General features: G+C 61.4%; 17 protein-coding genes and 1 pseudogene. 7 read left to right on the top strand and 11 right to left on the bottom strand.

Annotated features, from left to right (window positions below):
* Positions 1-31: 31 nt before the first annotated feature.
* The 6 genes from xsc to tauA all read right to left on the bottom strand — a co-directional run bounded on the left by xsc (position 32) and on the right by tauA (position 6,498).
* Positions 32-1,807 (bottom strand): sulfoacetaldehyde acetyltransferase, encoded by a 1,776-nt coding sequence (gene xsc / locus AB4Z53_RS16060; protein ID WP_113539693.1) that lies wholly within the window; start codon positions 1,805-1,807, stop codon positions 32-34.
* A gap of 35 nt (positions 1,808-1,842) precedes the next feature.
* On the bottom strand, positions 1,843-3,243 hold the full coding sequence (locus AB4Z53_RS16055) for an NAD(P)/FAD-dependent oxidoreductase (protein ID WP_441596606.1): 1,401 nt from the start codon (positions 3,241-3,243) through the stop codon (positions 1,843-1,845).
* Positions 3,244-3,261: 18 nt separating this feature from the next.
* Positions 3,262-3,642: a nuclear transport factor 2 family protein gene (locus tag AB4Z53_RS16050; protein WP_441596635.1), complete on the bottom strand. Its 381-nt coding sequence runs from the start codon at positions 3,640-3,642 to the stop codon at positions 3,262-3,264.
* Positions 3,643-3,758: 116 nt separating this feature from the next.
* The gene (locus tag AB4Z53_RS16045) at positions 3,759-4,586 is read right to left on the bottom strand and encodes an ABC transporter permease subunit (RefSeq protein ID WP_441596605.1); all 828 of its coding nucleotides are present in this window, start codon (positions 4,584-4,586) and stop codon (positions 3,759-3,761) included.
* Positions 4,579-5,391, bottom strand: coding sequence for a taurine ABC transporter ATP-binding protein (locus tag AB4Z53_RS16040; RefSeq protein WP_223729370.1), 813 nt, complete (start codon positions 5,389-5,391; stop codon positions 4,579-4,581). Before AB4Z53_RS16040 ends, AB4Z53_RS16045 begins: the two co-directional genes overlap by 8 nt.
* 84 nt (positions 5,392-5,475) lie before the next feature.
* Entirely contained in the window at positions 5,476-6,498 is a 1,023-nt protein-coding gene (gene tauA, locus AB4Z53_RS16035; RefSeq protein ID WP_441596604.1) for a taurine ABC transporter substrate-binding protein, read from the bottom strand.
* A 143-nt stretch (positions 6,499-6,641) separates the two neighbouring features.
* On the opposite strand from tauA, the gene pdxR reads away from it, so the two are divergent.
* Positions 6,642-8,117, top strand: coding sequence for a MocR-like pyridoxine biosynthesis transcription factor PdxR (gene pdxR / locus AB4Z53_RS16030; protein WP_441596603.1), 1,476 nt, complete (start codon positions 6,642-6,644; stop codon positions 8,115-8,117).
* Positions 8,118-8,503: 386 nt separating this feature from the next.
* On the top strand, positions 8,504-8,800 hold the full coding sequence (locus AB4Z53_RS16025) for a PRC-barrel domain-containing protein (protein ID WP_441596602.1): 297 nt from the start codon (positions 8,504-8,506) through the stop codon (positions 8,798-8,800).
* Positions 8,801-8,889: 89 nt separating this feature from the next.
* Here the strand turns inward: AB4Z53_RS16025 and AB4Z53_RS16020 are convergent.
* Positions 8,890-9,127: pseudogene (locus AB4Z53_RS16020) on the bottom strand (YciE/YciF ferroxidase family protein); the annotation flags it as partial.
* 329 nt (positions 9,128-9,456) lie between these two features.
* Here AB4Z53_RS16020 and AB4Z53_RS16015 point away from each other — a divergent pair.
* The 4 genes from AB4Z53_RS16015 (at position 9,457) to AB4Z53_RS16000 (ending at position 13,472) form a co-directional block, all read left to right on the top strand.
* Positions 9,457-9,678, top strand: a complete 222-nt coding sequence (locus AB4Z53_RS16015) for a hypothetical protein (protein ID WP_441596601.1) — start codon at positions 9,457-9,459, stop codon at positions 9,676-9,678.
* A gap of 208 nt (positions 9,679-9,886) precedes the next feature.
* Complete coding sequence (locus tag AB4Z53_RS16010) at positions 9,887-11,716, top strand: ABC transporter ATP-binding protein/permease (protein ID WP_441596600.1); 1,830 nt, start codon at positions 9,887-9,889, stop codon at positions 11,714-11,716.
* A gap of 98 nt (positions 11,717-11,814) precedes the next feature.
* The gene (locus AB4Z53_RS16005) at positions 11,815-12,855 is read left to right on the top strand and encodes a glutathione synthetase (RefSeq protein WP_441596599.1); all 1,041 of its coding nucleotides are present in this window, start codon (positions 11,815-11,817) and stop codon (positions 12,853-12,855) included.
* 146 nt (positions 12,856-13,001) lie between these two features.
* Positions 13,002-13,472 carry an NUDIX hydrolase gene (locus AB4Z53_RS16000; RefSeq protein ID WP_441596634.1) on the top strand — a complete coding sequence of 157 codons (471 nt, stop codon included), beginning with the start codon at positions 13,002-13,004 and terminating at the stop codon, positions 13,470-13,472.
* Positions 13,473-13,481: 9 nt separating this feature from the next.
* On the opposite strand, the gene AB4Z53_RS15995 is transcribed toward AB4Z53_RS16000, so the two are convergent.
* Positions 13,482-13,676, bottom strand: a complete 195-nt coding sequence (locus AB4Z53_RS15995) for a hypothetical protein (protein WP_113539703.1) — start codon at positions 13,674-13,676, stop codon at positions 13,482-13,484.
* A gap of 158 nt (positions 13,677-13,834) precedes the next feature.
* Positions 13,835-15,118, bottom strand: a complete 1,284-nt coding sequence (locus AB4Z53_RS15990; RefSeq protein ID WP_441596598.1) for a DUF763 domain-containing protein — start codon at positions 15,116-15,118, stop codon at positions 13,835-13,837.
* A 284-nt stretch (positions 15,119-15,402) separates the two neighbouring features.
* Between AB4Z53_RS15990 and AB4Z53_RS15985 the strand changes: the two genes are divergently transcribed.
* On the top strand, positions 15,403-15,717 hold the full coding sequence (locus tag AB4Z53_RS15985) for a hypothetical protein (RefSeq protein WP_113539705.1): 315 nt from the start codon (positions 15,403-15,405) through the stop codon (positions 15,715-15,717).
* Between the two features lie 57 nt (positions 15,718-15,774).
* On the opposite strand, the gene AB4Z53_RS15980 is transcribed toward AB4Z53_RS15985, so the two are convergent.
* Positions 15,775-16,185: a PAS domain-containing protein gene (locus AB4Z53_RS15980; protein WP_441596597.1), complete on the bottom strand. Its 411-nt coding sequence runs from the start codon at positions 16,183-16,185 to the stop codon at positions 15,775-15,777.
* 76 nt (positions 16,186-16,261) lie between these two features.
* The gene (locus AB4Z53_RS15975; protein ID WP_113539707.1) at positions 16,262-16,579 is read right to left on the bottom strand and encodes a hypothetical protein; all 318 of its coding nucleotides are present in this window, start codon (positions 16,577-16,579) and stop codon (positions 16,262-16,264) included.
* Positions 16,580-16,985: the final 406 nt, after the last annotated feature.

Raw genomic sequence — 16,985 nt, 5'->3', positions numbered from 1 at the left:
CACCGGGCGGAGCTTGTTTTAGAACGAGGGATCAGGCCCGCTTCTGCGGGCGCATGTCGGCGCGGTCGATGCCGGCAACCGGCACCGGCTTCTTCATCGCGTCGCGGCGGAAGGGTTCGCCGAGCTCCTGGTTGAGGATGACTTCGATGAAAGTCGTCACGCCGTTCTTCTGGTCAGTGATCGCCGTGGACAACGCCTCGGTCAGTGCTGCCGTGTTGTCGACCGCAACCCCCTTCAGCCCGCAGCCTTCTGCCACCTTGGCGTAGGAGAGATTGGGGTTGAGCTCAGTGCCGACGAAGTTGTTGGCGTACCAGAGCGTCGTGTTGCGCTTTTCAGCACCCCATTGGTAGTTGCGGAAGATAACCATGGTGATCGCCGGCCAACCCTCGCGGCCGATCGAGCCCATTTCGTTCATGGAGATACCGAAGGCACCGTCACCGGCAAAGCCGACGACCGGCACATCAGGGCAACCGATTTTGGCGCCGACGATCGACGGGAAGCCATAGCCGCAGGGCCCGAACATGCCCGGAGCGAGATACTTCCGGCCGGCTTCGAAGGTCGGATAGGCGTTGCCAATGGCGCAGTTATTGCCGATGTCGGTGGAGATGATCGCCTCCTTCGGCAGGGCCGCCTGGATTGCCCGCCAGGCCTGGCGCGGCGACATCCGGTTCGGCTCGCGCGAACGTGCGCTTTCGTTCCATTCCGTGCCCGGATCGTCGTCCTCGTGGTCCATCGAGGAAAGCTGCTGCTGCCAGGCAGAGCGGGTCTGGTGGATCGCAGCCTTGCGTTCCTCGCGGCCGGCATCACCGGCAGTCGGCGAGAGCAGTTCCAGGATCTGGCGGGCGACCTGCTTGGCATCGCCACAGATGCCGACCGACACCTTCTTGGTGAGGCCGATCCGGTCGGCGTTGATGTCGACCTGGATGATCGAAGCGTTCTTCGGCCAATAGTCGATGCCGTAGCCCGGAAGCGTCGAGAAGGGATTGAGCCTCGTGCCGAGCGCCAGCACGACGTCGGCCTTGGAGATCAACTCCATCGCCGCCTTCGAACCGTTATAGCCGAGCGGGCCGACCGCAAGACGATGGCTGCCCGGGAAGGCATCATTGTGCTGGTAGCCGCAGCAGACCGGCGCGTCGAGCCGTTCGGCGAGCTTCATGGAATCGGAGATGGCATTGCCGATGACGACGCCGGCACCGTTGAGGATAACGGGGAACTTTGCCTCGGATAGCAACTTGGCCGCTTCCGCGATCGCCTGCGGGCCGCCGGCCGGGCGCTCGAAGCGAACGATCGCCGGCAGGTCGACATCAATCACCTGGGTCCAGTAGTCGCGCGGGATGTTGATCTGCGCCGGGGCACAGCCGCGCCAGGCCTTTTCGATGACGCGGTTCAGGACCTCGGGTATACGCGACGGATCGCGCACTTCTTCCTGGTAGCAGACCATTTCCTCGAACATCGCCATCTGGTCGACTTCCTGAAAACCGCCCTGCCCGATCGTCTTGTTGGCGGCCTGCGGCGTCACCATCAGAAGCGGCGTATGATTCCAGTAGGCGGTCTTGATCGCGGTGATGAAGCCGGTGACGCCAGGGCCGTTCTGGCCGATCGCAACCGACATCGTGCCTGTCGCGCGGCTGAAGCCGTCAGCCATCATGCCGGCATTGGTCTCATGGGCGCAGTCCCAGAACTTGATGCCGGCCTTCGGGAACAGGTCCGACACCGGCATCATGGCCGAGCCGATGATGCCGAAGGCATGTTCGAGGCCATGCATCTGCAAGACTTTGACGAAGGCTTCCTCGGTGGTCATTTTCATGGGGATGGTTCCTTTCCTGGTATTATTTCAAAGTGTTAGAGGATCTCGTCGCGGAGGTAGTACCAGCGGTACATTCCCCATTGGCCGAGCCGACGGAACGGCGTCAGAAGCCCGTGACCCGGTAGGGGCGAAGTGAAGATGGGAAGGTCGAGGCCGCCGCCTTTGCCAGCGACCATCTGGGCCATGCGGCGGCCGGCCTGGGCGGAATACATGACGCCGTTGCCACCATAGCCCATGGCATAGAACAGCCTCTGCGCCGGGTCCGGCTGGAAGATGCGCGGCATCATGTCGTGGCTGACATCCACCCAACCCCACCAGGAGTAGTCGATATCGATGCCGCGAAGCGCCGGGAACTTGCGGTAGAGGCCGGCAAGCAGCAGTTCGAGATGTTTCGGATTGCTCGCGTCGCGCCCGGTAATGGCGCTGCGGCTACCGATCTGCACCCGTCCGTCCGGCAGCATGCGATAGTAGTGGCGGAGCGTTCGCGTATCGGTGAGCGGGATGCGCGCCTTGAAGTTCAGCGCCTGCTGCTCGCCCTTCGTCAGCGGCCGCGTGACGATCGAGTTCGACAGGATCGGCATCAGCCGATGGCGGGTGAGCGCATTCATGCCCGGCGATGTGTAGCCGGCCGTTGCGATGCAGACGGCACGAGCCCGCACCGTTCCGCCAGGCGTGGTCAGGTAATGCACGCCGCCCTTGGCAGTGCAGCTCAGCACCGGGCTCGACGTATGCACCTTCGCGCCCAGCTTGCGGGCAAGCCTCAGATAGCCGAAGGCGAGCTTGGCCGCATGGATACCCATGCCGTCGGGCTCGTACATGGCGCCGCGCGCTTCCTCGTCACGGACGAAATCGAGGTGGATTTCGTCGCGCGAGACCATGCGGGCACGGTAGCCGAAGGTATCGTTGAGGACGCGGGCCTCGTTTTCCAGCGCCGGCAGCATCTTGTCACGATGGGCGATGTAGAGATGGCCGCCATCCTGCGGGTCGCAGTCGATTTCCGGCTCGCGGATCAGCGAGCGAAAGAGGTCGAAGCCCTCGGAAATCTCCGCGTGCATTTTCCGCGCAACGTCAACGCCCCAGCGGGCGATCCATTGCGAGCGCTTCAGGCGACCGGCGGAGATCTGCGCCTGTCCGCCGTTGCGCGTGCTGCAGCCCCAGGCAACGCCATTGGCCTCCAGCACAGTGGCCTTGATGCCGTGCTCGCGCGCCAGATGGATGGCGCAGGAGAGACCGGTATAGCCCGATCCGATGATCGCGACATCGACATCGATGTCCCGCGTGACCGGGCCGTCGTCCTCCGGCTCCGGCCCGGCGGTGCCGATCCAGTAGGTCGGCGCATAGTCCTTGCCTCGACCGGGGCTGCGGTCATGGTTGGGGTCATAGGCGGGATCGAACGGCTGCCTTGCAGTCTTCAGAGAAGTGGCGTGCAGTTGCATGGCTCTTGCTCCAGGCCATCAGTAGCGGGGCTGCAGGACCGGGCGGTTCTTGCGGAACGCCTGCTTGCGCACGATCTTGCCGTTGCGGAAGGTGAAGAGGTCACAGCCCTCGGCCTCGATGCGGCTGCCATCGGCGGCCGTGCCGGAGAAGGTCCATTCGGAGACGCCCCTGTCCCCCTGTACGAAGTGGCTGTGGTTGCCCCACTCGGCGTCCGGCATCGACTTCCACACGCCACTGAAGGCATCGGCGATCGGACCGGGGCCGACGAACCGGTTGCCGTAGACCTCCGGGCCGCCGACTGCGTTGAACACGCAATCCTCGGCGAAGAAGTGCATGACGCCATCGATGTCGTGCCGGTTGAAGGCATCGAACAAGGTTTTGAGATCGGTCGCCGTCAGTGTCATGGTCCTGTCCTTTGGCTAGTCGCAAGGCATGGCTTCGCCGGAGACGGGAGATGCCGTCTTCAAAAAGCTGCCAGGCCGAATTCAGATGAGGGGTTGGGTGCGGCCGCTGGTTAGAGGCGGCCCTTCCAGGGGATCAGCGCCTTTTCGAGGTAGCGGATCAAGAGATCGAAGGCGAAGGCGAAGATGCCGATGATGAAGATGCCCATGATCACCGTATCGCTTTCGAGGTTCTCGGCCGCGTTCAGAACCATGAAGCCGAGGCCTCGGTTGGCGGCCACCATTTCCGCCGCCACCAAGGTCGTCCAGCCGACACCGATGCCGATGCGCATGCCGGTGAAGATCTCGGGCAAGGCGGCCTTCATGATCACCTGACTGATGACCTGCCCGCGGGTGGCGCCCATCGCATAGGCCGCGTGGATCTGTTCCGTCGAGACCGAACGCACCCCTGCTCTTGCGGCAATCGCCATCGGGGCGAAGATCGCCAGATAGATCAGGAACACCTTCGGGAACTCGCCGATGCCGAGCCAGATGATGACCAGTGGCAGGTAGGCAAGCGGCGGCAGCGGCCGGTAGAATTCGATGATCGGGTCGAACAGTCCGCGCACGAAGCGGTTGACGCCCATCAGGACGCCGATCGGCACAGCCGTTACCAGAGCCAACAGAAAGGCGCCGAAGACACGGCCGATACTGGCGAGTGTGTGCTGCATCAGCGTCGAGTTCGAAACGCCGTCGGTCATCGCCAGCATGAACTTGTCCCAGACCGCCAGCGGCGACGGCAGGAACAGCGGCTTGACCCAGCCGCCCTCGGTCACGAGGAACCAGAGCGCGACGATGACGACCGTCGTCGAAAAACTGATCAGGCCGCTGCTGCCTTCACCGGGCGCGCCGAAGATCTTGCCGGCCTTTACGGGCTTGGCGCGTGTCACTCTGTCAAGCATGGGCCACCTCCGGGTTGCCGGACGCGCGTTCGTCGCCATAGATGATGCCGAGCACCTCTTCGCGCATGCGGATGAATTCCGGGCTGGACTTGATTGCGCGGGCATTGCCCTCGGCGAGGAACCGCTTGTTGAAGTTGAGCTCGTAGGTGTGGGTGATGCGACCCGGGCGCGGCGACATGACGATCAGCCGCGAGCCGAGGAACAGAGCCTCCTCGACGCTGTGGGTGATGAAGAAAAACATCTTGTTGGTGAGCTGCCAGACCTTGAGCAGCAGTTCCTGGATCGTTTCACGCGTCAGCGCGTCGAGTGCTGCCATCGGCTCGTCCATCAAGAGCATGGCCGGGTCGCAGGTCAGCGCCCTGGCAATACCGACGCGCTGCTGCATGCCGCCCGACAGGTGATAGATCATGTGGCGGTGAAAGTCCTGCAAACCGACCAATGCGAGGTTCTTGGTCGCCAGATCGCGCCGGGTCGCCTTGTCGACGCCACGCAGCTTGAGGCCGAATTCGGTGTTTTCCATCACGTTGAGCCACGGCAGAAGCGCGTGCTTCTGGAAGACCACGCCGCGTTCGGCGCCCGGCCCGTTGACCCGATGGTTTCCTAGAGTGATGTCGCCCTCCGACGGAGCCATGAAGCCCGCCATCAGGTTGAGCAGTGTCGTCTTTCCGCAGCCCGAGGCGCCGAGAGCGACGACGAAGTCTCCACTGTTGATGGTAAGATTGACGCCTTTGAGGGCGATGATCGCCTGGTCCGAGTACAGGCCCGGGTAGGTCAGACTGATGTTCCTGACGCTAAGTGTTTCCATGAGAAATGCCTCCCTGCACCTCGGTCACGGGTCGATGATGGTGCGCCGTCCGCTCCTCAGGGACGGCGCAATCTGCAGGATATCCTATTGCGCCTGCGCCGCAGCCTTCGCGAAGTTGGCGTTGACGAAGGGCGCATAGTCGTCGAGCGACTGGCTGATCTGTTTCTGCTCGACGAGGAACTTTGCGCTCTCGCTGAGCGCGCGGGTGGCGCCGCCACCGAGCCAGACGTCTGATGCCTGATCCTCCGCGTTCGGGAATGCGAGGAGACGGAGCGCCTCCACCGTGCTCGGACCGTCGCCGCCGATCAGCTTGACGATGCCCTGGACCTGGGCCGAGTCTTCCGTCCAGGCCGCCTTGTTGGCATTATAGTCCGCATAGGCGTCGGTCAGGACCTTGGTGAAGGCCTCCATGAGCTTCGGATTTTCCTCTGCCCAACCCTTGGAGACCACCAGCCCGTCGAAGGTCGGCACGCTTGCCGCACCGATGACCTCGGAATCCGAGATTGTCTTGCCGGTCTTCTGGAGCTCGGAAAGAGCCGGCGGCCAGACATATGCCGCATCGATATCGCCGCGCTGCCAGGCGGCCACGATCTGCGGCGGCTTCAGATTGAGGATTTCCACCTCGCGCGGATCGACGTTCCAGATCTTGTTCATGCCAACCAGCAGGTGGAAGTGCGACGTGGAGACGAAAGGCACGGCGACCTTCTTGCCCTTGAGGTCGGCAGGCGTCTCGATACCTGAGCCCTCACGCGCGACAAGCGCCTCGGATTGGCCGATATTGTCGAGGATCCAGAAGAGTTGCAGGTCAACGCCACGTGTCGCGGCCGACGCCGTACCGGTCGAGCCGAGAACGCCGATCGGCACATCGCCCGAGGCGAGCGCCGTCGTGATGTCGCCGGCGGAGCTGAACTGGCGCCAGTCGATCGTGTAACCAACCTCCTTGGCAGCCGCGTCGAAACGGCCGTCGGCGATCGCGGCCACGAACGGGCCGACGATCTGCTGATAGCCGACGACGAGCTTCGTCTCCGCGTAAGCCGCACTGGATGCGGCAAGGCCGGCCACGATGCTGGCGGCGGCCGCAAGCCGTTTGAAATGTCCGTATAGCATTCTTCGTTCCTCCTCGTTGATTATTGATTGGCCAGTTTTTCCGGTCTTGTTGAGGACGATAGAGGCGCTTGGCAGCTTGCGTTATATCCAGTCTGGAAGTTGAATAGATCCAGATTGGAGTGACCGAGGGCCGGCACGTGCGCATGAACGTTTCCGAAACGATCTTCTTCATCGAACGCGAAAGCGGGATCGGCTTGCAGGCGCAGTTGCGCGAGACCGTCGTTTCGGCCGTGCTCGCCGGCCGGGTACAGCCAGGGGCACACCTGCCCTCGACGCGCAAGCTCGCCGACTATCTTCGCATTTCGCGCATCACGGTGACGCTCGCCTACCAGGAACTGATCTCCCAGGGCTATGTGGAAGCCGTCAACCGCAGTTCCTATCGCATCACCGACAACCCGCCCGGCAGAGACTTTGAAAGCGACCGTCCATCCGGCGGCAGCACCCCGGTGGACTGGAGCAGCAAGATCAAGATGAGCTTTGGCGTCGTGCGGCAGATCCCCAAGCCGCTGGACTGGCGACGCTACCCCTACCCGTTTCTCTATGGCCAGATGGACCCGACGCTGTTCGACCTCAATGCCTGGCGTGACTGCGCCCGTCGGGCGCTCGCCCGCGAGGATTTCGTCCTGATGGCGAGTGACTTTGCCGCTGCCGACGATGTGCGCCTCGTCAACTACATCTGCTCACGCACGCTGCCGCGCCGCGGCATCCACGCCACGCCGGACGAAATCCTCGTCACCGTCGGCGCCCAGAATGCCCTTTGGATCGTAACGCGGCTGATCCTGGAGAAGGGCTCCGCCGCGGTCTGCGAAAACCCGTGCCATCCCGATATCAGCGCGTCGCTCTTGCTCAGCGGTGCGAAAGTCACGACCGTCGACGTGGACAGCGAAGGCCTGTCGCCGGATGCCTTGCCGGAAAACATCGACGCGGTTTTCGTGACGCCGAGCCACCATTCGCCGACGGGCGCGACGATGCCGATCGATCGGCGCACACGGCTGCTGCAGGCGGCAGAGGAAAAGGACTTCGTCATCGTCGAGGACGACTACGAGTTCGAGATCAGCTATCTCGCGCCACCTTCTCCGGCGCTGAAAGCCTTGGACCCCTCCGGCCGCGTGCTCTACATTGGCAGCTTCTCCAAATCGCTGTTTCCCGGGCTCCGCCTCGGCTACCTCGTCGCGCCCGCGCCGTTCATCCGCGAGGCCCGAGCGCTGCGCTCGCTCATGCTGCGGCATCCGCCGGGCCATCTGCAACGCACCGCGGCCTATTTCCTGGCGCTCGGCCACTATGACGCCGTTCTGCACCGCATGCGTACGGAGTATCACAAGCGCCACGTGATCATGGCGGAGTCGCTGCGCAGGGCGAACCTGAAGGTCGCGGGCTCCTCGACCTTCGGCGGCACCTCGTTCTGGATGGAAGGACCGGAGGGGCTGGACGCGGATCGGCTGGTCAGCGATCTGCGCCAGGATGGCGTGCTGATCGAAGCCGGGTCGCCCTTCTTCCCCCGAAGCGACCAGCCCTGCCGCTATTTCCGCATGGGCTATTCGTCGATCCCCGGCGCGCGCATCCCTGAAGGCGTTGCCCGCGTGCGGGCACGTATCGATCTTCTTGCGGACTGCGAATGAGTCCTCTCGATCCAACCGGCGAGGCTGCGCGGCGTTATCGTGCTCGATGCCGGGCTCTCACGCCGCTTGCCACCAGATAGAACAGTTGGTTGGCCTCCTTTTCCGTGACCAACCTGCCGGACCAATCCGGTCCGCCTGCATGCACCTGCCTGAAAGCTGGATCGTTTACCCGGCCAGGGGCCAATCTCAGCCTGGCACCGATCGAGATCTCCACGCCCCCGCGGGCATAACCCCGGCCGCCAAATACCGCCGGTACCGGACACCGCGCGCCAATGCGACGGTGATCTAGCTTTCTCTCGTCAGCGACCTCACAGGCGATTGCCGTGTGATGGAACAGTTTGGTTCAGTGCCGGTTTTGCTCCGTTCACTTCAAAGGAGCAACAAAGATGGGTCACACCAATCACGTACGCCTTGGCCCCACCGAACTCACGCCTGCAGCCCTTGAAGGTGCGACTGTGTATGGGGCAGATGACGACAAGGTCGGCAAGGTGGACCACGTCCACGGCGCAGGCGCCGGCGGCACCGTTATCATTGATGTCGGCGGTTTTCTCGGCATCGGCGCAGAGCCGGTCGCGGTGTCCACGACCGATCTTGATTTCATGCGTGACGAAGACGGTGAGGTTCACGCTGTGACCACATGGACCAAGGATCAGCTCAAGGCGATGCCCGAGCATCACGATTGAACACAACAGCCCGGCCTCACGCCGGGCTTCTCTTTCGCAGCTTGCATTGACGCGGAAGGCACGCTCACACCCGCCGCATTCTGACGTCGTCAGGCCGCAGCTTTCGCCTTAATGTTGGCGGCAGACAACGCGATCTTGGTCAATCGCCTTGTCGGCGGCCCCTTCCTCCTGAAGGGTCTGCTCCAGCAGAAGCACCGCTTTTTCCAACCCAAGTTGCTTGGCCCAGGTCTTCAAGGTGCCGTAGCGGGCGATCTCATAGTGTTCGACCGCCTGAGCCGTGAGAATAAGACCGGCATCGAGAGCCGGGCTCCTTTTGAACTCCTCCATGTGCCGGAGGCAATCGAAACCAATCAAAAGCCCGGCGCGCACGCAACTCTGCCGGGAGGCTAGTTCGAATTGAGTAACCGCTAAACCTCGACGCGAAAATGCGTCGGGCGTTCAATTTCCTTTGAGGCGCAAGGCTTCGAGGCCGCCGAAAAATCCGACAAAGGGAAGCGGCGGCCTCACCAAGCAAGCATAACTCGATGGCCGCGACGGCTGGCGAGCGGAAGCCACTTCGGGGCAGGAACCCACCAGAAACACTAGGCGTCACTTGATGATCGATCTTTACGCCGGAGGTCCGTTGACCGCTAGGCTGCAATCGCTGGAAGGCGCGCATGTGGAAGACGGATTGGCCAAAGCCGGGGATGGCGTCGGAAACCATCATGGTGCTGCGCCGCATCCTCAGGGAATGGTGCGACGAGCAAGGTTGTCAGGCCGAAAGTGACGCGGGCGGGCTCGCAGCCAGGAATTTGATCCGTTGGTATGAGTTCGGCGTGACGGATGAACGGGAACTGGCAAAATTGATCCGCGACGACATTTCAATCTCCGACGCGTAAGCTGCGGAGATAAAGGGACATCGGCAATTGGCAACGAGCCTGGTCCACCTGCCACCGCACGCTTCGGAATTGACAAGCCCGATCCTCGCCCCAGTTCATGGTGATGGCATTAAGTGAGGTCGTGCGCAGCAACGCACAACGAACAGCAGCACTGGTCAAATGGACCCTCGGCCGGGAACGACGGCGCCGGAGCAGCCCTGTTTCCTCCATGCGCAGCTTCTGGGGTCTGTTGCTGGCCTACTGGCTCTCCGAGCGCTGGCGCGAGGCCTGGGGCCTGACGTTTCTCATCCTGCTCCTCACCGGATTGTCGGCGCAAGCAAGCGTATGGTTTGCCTTGACCTCGGGCGAACTCGTCAATCGGATCGCCAATTTCCACCACCCCACCGTACCCACCACGCCATCATCCCTTCTGAGCACCGCGGGGACCTTGGCAGCAATCGCGATCACCAGGGATGCCGGGTTCACGGCGGTCCGTCATTTTTTCTCGACCACGCTCCACCGGAAATGGCGCCAGTGGCTGGACGAACGCTTCAATCGGGCGCTGCTCGATAACAACCACACCCATTTCCACCTTCAGCAGAACGGATTTGGCGCCGCGGTCGAGAACGAGAGTTCATCGCCCGACAACATCGACCAGAGGGTACAGGAAGCGATTAAGGGCATGACCGGCGGTGCGATCGGTCTCGGCGTTGGCATCGCCGGCGTCGTTCTGTCGCTCGGCTTCGTCGGGCGAAAACTGATCGAAACGTCGAGCCCCGTCAGAGGGCTCGATCTCCTCGGCAGCTACGGCAGCGCGTGCCTGATGTTCCTGGCGATCGCGATATACGTGCCGCTCAACACCTTCATCGCAGCCAAGCTCGGCAGCGTCCTCCAGGGCCTCTCCATACGCATCCAATCGGCTGAGGGCAGTTATCGCAGCGAGTTGAACCAGCTGTTGCACCGCAGTTTTCATGTCGCCGTGATCAAGGGCGAACCGGCCCAGAAAGCAGTGAACGGGCGCCGATATCGCGAGATCGACGACACCTGGGCGAGCCTCAACCGGGTAACCGCCGGCTACATGGGTTTCGAGCTGGTGCACAATTTCATCGGCTCACGCATCGTCGCCTATGCGCCGGGGCTGCTGCCCTATGTCGACAAGACGATCAGCCTTCAGGATTACGTCACCGGCGCCGAGCTGGCGACGGCGCTTATCAACGAATGCTCGTGGTTCATCCATGCGATGCCCGATATCGCCACGCTCCGAGCGGATGCGCACCGGATCACCGAACTTGCGCAAGCGATCGAAACGGTGCAGCAGCCGCAGGATTATTATGCACGTAGCGGTCCTTCGGTGTTCGAGTACGAGACCCAGGACGCCGCGCGCGGCTTGACGATCCAGGCGGTCGAGCTCTTGCACACCGGCGACGACAAAGCTTTTCTGACCGCTGACGAACTGGACTTCCTTCCCGCGGAGTGGACCTTGGTGGTCGGAGAATCCGGTGGTGGAAAGACCTCGCTTCTCAAGGCCATCAATGGACTTTGGGCACACGGCCGCGGCACGATCACGACGCCGGAGAAGGTACGAAGCCTCTACGCCGCCCAGGACGTCAAGCTCCAGGGCGTTTGCCTGAAAGACCTCGTCTGCTTGCCGGATGCGGCTGAAACGCATGACGACGCCTCTGTCATTGCAGCGTTGGAGGAAGCCGGGCTCGAAGAATTCACGGAAGAGCTTTCGAACGATGGTCGCGAAGGGCAGAACTGGGACAAGCTTTTGTCCGGGGGCGAGAAGCAGAAACTGGTCCTTGCAAGGATCCTGCTGCAGGAACCAGGCCTGCTTTTCCTCGACGAGGCGACGAGCGCCCTCGATAGCGAGGCGGTTCGCGGATTTTATCAGTCGATCAAGGATCATTGCCCGGAGGCGGCGGTAATCGCCGTCATGCATGACACCTCTTCCATCCAATCCGAAAGCGGGGTCGAGTTCTTCGACAGCGTGCTCACCATCGACGACGGCCTCGCGACGAAAACGCCGATTGCCGCCTGGCGCGATAGGCAGGAGTAGCTGCCACCGGCAGCCGCCCTATTTCGGTCATGTACCGCGCATTCGGCTGGCGCGGCGCGAAAGGGATCAAATTCCTCCATCCGAAACCAGGAGCCCCAATGCGCATTGCTCTCCTCGTCAACACGCTGGAAACCGAAAGCCCGGCCTATACAACGACCGCATTGGCTCTCGGCGCCCTCTCTCGCGGGCATGAGGTTCTCTACATCACGCCTGGCGACTTCATCCTGCGTCCGGACGACACGTTAATGGTCCGTGCGGCCGGGTTCGCCGGCACACGGCCAAAGAAGCCGGAAACACTCTTGCGCGCGCTTGCCGATGCAGTCAGGACCATCGTCAACATTGAAGACGTGGACGTCCTGCTGCTTCGCAATGACCCGTCAGAGGACGCCGAAAACCGGCCCTGGGCATCCTATGCCGGAGCCAATTTCGGGCGGTTCGCCACAGAGCGTGGTACGATCGTCGTCAATGATCCCTGCGGTCTGGCACTGGCCCAGGACAAGCTCTACTTCCAGGATTTCCCGGTGGCCGTTCGCCCGACAACCTTGATCTCCAAGGACATCGAAGAAATCCGCACATTCATCGACAGCCACTCCGAAGGCGTGATCATCAAGCCGTTGCAGGGATCCGGAGGCAAAAACGTCTTCCGGGTGGGTACCAGCACCGAAGGCAATCTCACGCAGATCGTCGAGGCGGTTGGCGTCGTCGGCTATCTGATCGTGCAGAGTTACCTACCGAAGGCATCGGAAGGCGATACGCGGTTGTTCCTGATGAACGGCCGACCGCTGCAGAGAGGCGACGTCTATGCCGCATTCAGACGCGTGCCACCCAAGGGAGACGTCCGATCCAACATCCACGCCAGCGGCACGCCAAAGCCAGCCAATGTCACGAAGGAGATGCTGGCGATCGCCGAAACGCTGCGGCCTAAACTCGTCGAGGACGGCATGTTCCTGGTCGGCCTCGATATCGTCGGCGACAAACTTCTCGAGATCAACGTCTTCACGCCCGGCGGGCTCCAGACCATCCGTGAGCTTCACGATATCGATTTCTGCGACGAGATCCTGGATTCGCTGGAAAACAAGGTCGAGATCAGGAAAACCTATCGGGGATCACTCAGCAATCGAATTCTGTCTACGCTTTGAATCGGCCGGCCAATCCCTCGCACCATTCCCTTTTTGCACGACCTGTTGGCGGAACAGAACCGATCACCCGGTTGTTATTGTCGATGTTGCGCGCGGCGCATAGAGCGCGATTGCCGCAAGCGGGCGACAAGGGAGACAGTATTCCGGTGAATTTTCTACGCCAAATTGCCGCTGACGTGCAGTTGATGCTGCGCCGGCCGCCACGTATGCAATACGCGGCCTTGTGTTATCGCGTGCGCAACAACGCATTGGAAATCCTTCTCATAACCAGCCGGGACACCGGTCGCTGGGTCATTCCCAAGGGCTGGCCGATGAAGGGAAGGCGCGCGCACGAGGTGGCAGCGAGAGAGGCCTATGAAGAGGCTGGCGTGAAAGGCACCTGCCAGAAATTTCCGTTCGGCCACTACTTTTACAAGAAGCGGCTGGACCACGGGCTCAAGATTTCCTGCAGGGTTCAGCTCCACCCCCTGGAAGTCGCGCGCATGCGAGCGAAATTCCCCGAGAAGGGAGAGCGGAAGCTCGCCTGGTTCGACTATCGGGAAGCGGCCAAGCGCGTCGCAGAGCCATCGCTGCGCGACCAGATGCTCCGTTTCGGACAGCAATGCATTCCGCAGTGAACGCTGGTCTTAATGGACGCTGGCGATCTTGACGGCGTGGGCGAAATCTTCCGCCACCAGTTCGCTGATCGCGATCAGAACCTCTTCCACCGAAAACCCGGACTCGATCGTCTCGCGGATCAAAAGCTGGAGGTCCAGTTCGACGACGTCACGGCAATCCTCGAGCCGCTCCTCAGATACCGTGATGCTCTGCAGTTCTTCCATCGCGAGACTCCTCTTGACGTGGATTCTGCTGGTCTGCCCTCGCATGCTTGCTCTAACGCCCTTCCAACCCTTGGGAAGAGGTTTGAGTTCCGGCGAGAACCTCTCAAGAAGATCAAAGAATAAGATTCGCTGCAACGCCTTGCAGCGGCATGGAGCCGTTACCGGCCGCGGTCACCCCGGCGGCGTGGCCGGTCTGCATCGCTCGGCGGCTCTACCGGTCCTTCCCAGCCGAAGACACTGCGACCGCCAAACTCGTGCGATTGACGAAACTCACCGGCCACGATCTCCTTGAGATCCGGGCCGGTGGCATATTTCTCGAACTGGCGGGCCTGATCGTCGAGGCGCTTGAGGACTTGCATCTCTTCGTCGCGACCGAGCTTCGCCTTCGATACGGCGGATTTCATCACTCGGATCGTCTCGTCATACACCTTCAGGGGAACCGGGAACGGGTGGCGATCCTTGCCTCCATGGGCAAGCGAGAAGCGCGCCGGATCGGCGAACCGACACGGCGCGCCGTGCACCACTTCGGCCACCATCGCCAGCGCCTTGACCGTGCGCGCTCCAACGCCCGGCACCAATAGGAGATGCTCGAAATCCTCCGGGCCACGGTCGGCAGCCGCAGCAAGCGTTGCATGCAGGCGCTTCATGTTGACGTCTTCTTCGCGCACGTCGTGGTGCGCAGGCATGATCAGATGCGGCAGCATGGGCTGCGCGCTTTGCTTGCTCGCCCGCCTTGGCTCGATAACAGCAACCTCTCGGACGATCCGGTCCGGTCCGAGCGACGCGAGGAGATCGAGCTGGCCACTGCGCGAAGCCGCAGCGCGGCGGTCGGCAAGATTGACGATTTCGCCCTGCCGCGCACCTTCTATCGCCGTATGGGGCGAATCCACGAAGCTGCTGATCCCCTCGGAAAGCCAGTGGTAGCGCCGGGCCTGCCGCCTCTCGCCGTTCATGCCCTGCTGCACTACAACCCATTTACCGTCATCGGTAACGATGAAGCCGTGCAGGTAAAGGTCGAAGCCGTCTTGCACTGCCGCACTGTCGACCTTTGCGACGAGGCGACTGGTGGTCGCCAGGCCGCCTCCGTCGAGGCCCACGCGCTCGCCGATTGCAATCAACTCGCCCGGCGTCTCCCGGGAGTTCCGCCCTCGTCCGCCGCAGACATGGATACCAAGTTCGCCCGATAGCGGTAACAGACCACGTTTCAGGGCACCGATGACGCTGGTGGTGATGCCGGAGGAGTGCCAGTCCATGCCCATGACGCATCCGAAAGACTGAAACCAGAACGGATGCGCCAGCCGGCGGAGAAACTCGTCTCGCCCATATTCGATGACGATCGCCTGGGTGATGATCGCACCAAGTTTTGTCATGCGCTCGCCAAGCCACCGGGGAACCCGGCCACCGTGAAGCGGAAGATCGGCACTGCCTGCTCTCTGGACCATCCGGGCCTTATACACGGGCAGAAAGCCCTTTCACATAGGAAAGTTCCTCAAACGTTCTCATTTTTCGCGGCAAACTGCGAGACCGCGGCGGCTCGGTCGTGTCCGTGGGAAGGTGCTGCAGGTCGCCGAACAGCATCATCGCGAGACCTTGCCTTCGGGACGGTTCGACTGCATCAGCCCGAGTAAAACCCAAACTGCATTATGAACTCTACCTTTGCGCTTAAGATAGAGTTCAGCAATCGGCGATATGCTCCACGCTAGATTGCATTTGAACAGGGTTCAAAATGAGCGAGTTCCAAAACAGAGCTGTTCGATTGATGGTTGCTTCCTCAGGAGAGGATTCGACCAGTGATCTTGCTGTGCGTCGCGCAAAGGTTCTGACGACCGCGCTGGAACTCTATGACGCTTTGGGCGGATCGTCCGAACAACTTGAGGCCTGCATCGCGAAAAGGGATGCCGGGGCTCCGAGACGCATTGATCTGGTGATCGGCGATCTGATGATGGAGATGGCAACCATAAGCCACATTCACGACATCGACGTGATGCAGGCAGCACACAATGCTCTCGACAGCGGCATTCGCGAAACGACTTCCGCCTAATCGCGGACCAATCTCGCCAAACGCTTTTCCGTTCCGCGCCTTGGCGACCTTTCGCCATTAGTGCCTTCGGTGGTCGCTTGCCGATGTAGCGCTTTCGAGAACAACGATCCCGGAATAGAGCACCGGAGTGTCCTTCCGATCGCGAAAGCACCGACCAAAGGCGACGACCGAGACGTAGTGCCCGCCTCGCGTCTTTACGCGATAGGTCGATAGCTGGGCTCGCCCTCCCACCATGGTGGCGGCAATTTCCTTTGCCAGATACGGCCGGTCTTCCGGGTGAACCCGGTCGAGATAGAGCTTGAGCGGCAATCCGCGATTGGTCTCCGTCGCGATCAGTCCGAAAAGCTCCGCCAGAGCCGAGTCCGCGTAGACGAGGTCCTGTGTAATGTCCCAGGTGAAAATCCCGGAATCCGCAGTGTCCACATCGGCGAGATCCACAACGAAAGTGCGCTCTCTATCCCCTTCCATGGGCCTTCCTTATGTTCGGGGGATCATTACCCGGTGTGAATGGAACCTGTGTGAACGACACACGCAACACCGTCAATCAGTCGAATTGCGCGGACACATCAAAGGCGTGCCGATCGACCAGCTGGCGCAAGCAGGCATGCAGCCGCCCGTTGTAGCCGCCATCATTGTCCTCCAACATATCCAGATAGAACTGCGCTATGGCGCGAAATTCGCTGGCGTCGCGTGGGACACGCTGCTCAATCTCGATGAACGTTTGCTCCACGGTCCGTTCGAGCGAGCGGAACCGTTCCGTTTCATATTCGTCAACCAGCCCAAACAGTTGGCTCTGCGCCGCTTTGAATTGTGCGATGAGGTCCGTGACCTTCGCATCGCCATCTTGATCAGATCTATGCATTTCATCAATTTAGCACGCACTAACGAACAGAGCCAACTCCCACACTTGACGACTGTCATTTTAATTCGGATTTCCAAGCTCTTCCGCAATGAAGCGCCGAACAGTGTGACTTTTTAGCAGCAATATTTCGCCACCAAATCTTGAGGCGCTCGCTTGGCGATGCCGGTTCTCAGCACCAAGAGGTGGCGGAAAGCTAGAAGCGCGTTCGCAGGTAGTTCAGTTGAGCGTTCAGCCAATAGCGAACTTGTCTGGTCGCGGACTGGGCCTCATGCCCAAACTCCTGGGTATAGCGGCCTTCACACAACGTCGTGTCGACCACCCACAATCCGCCCGCCAAAAATGTCATCAACAGGAAGCCGCGCATGGCCGCACAGCATGAACATGCGATATTTCTAAAGTATTAACG

Source organism: Ensifer sp. 2TAB8 (assembly GCF_052115125.1).
Classification (GTDB): Bacteria; Pseudomonadota; Alphaproteobacteria; order Rhizobiales; family Rhizobiaceae; genus Ensifer.
This window is presented reverse-complemented; position numbering and strand designations above follow the sequence as displayed.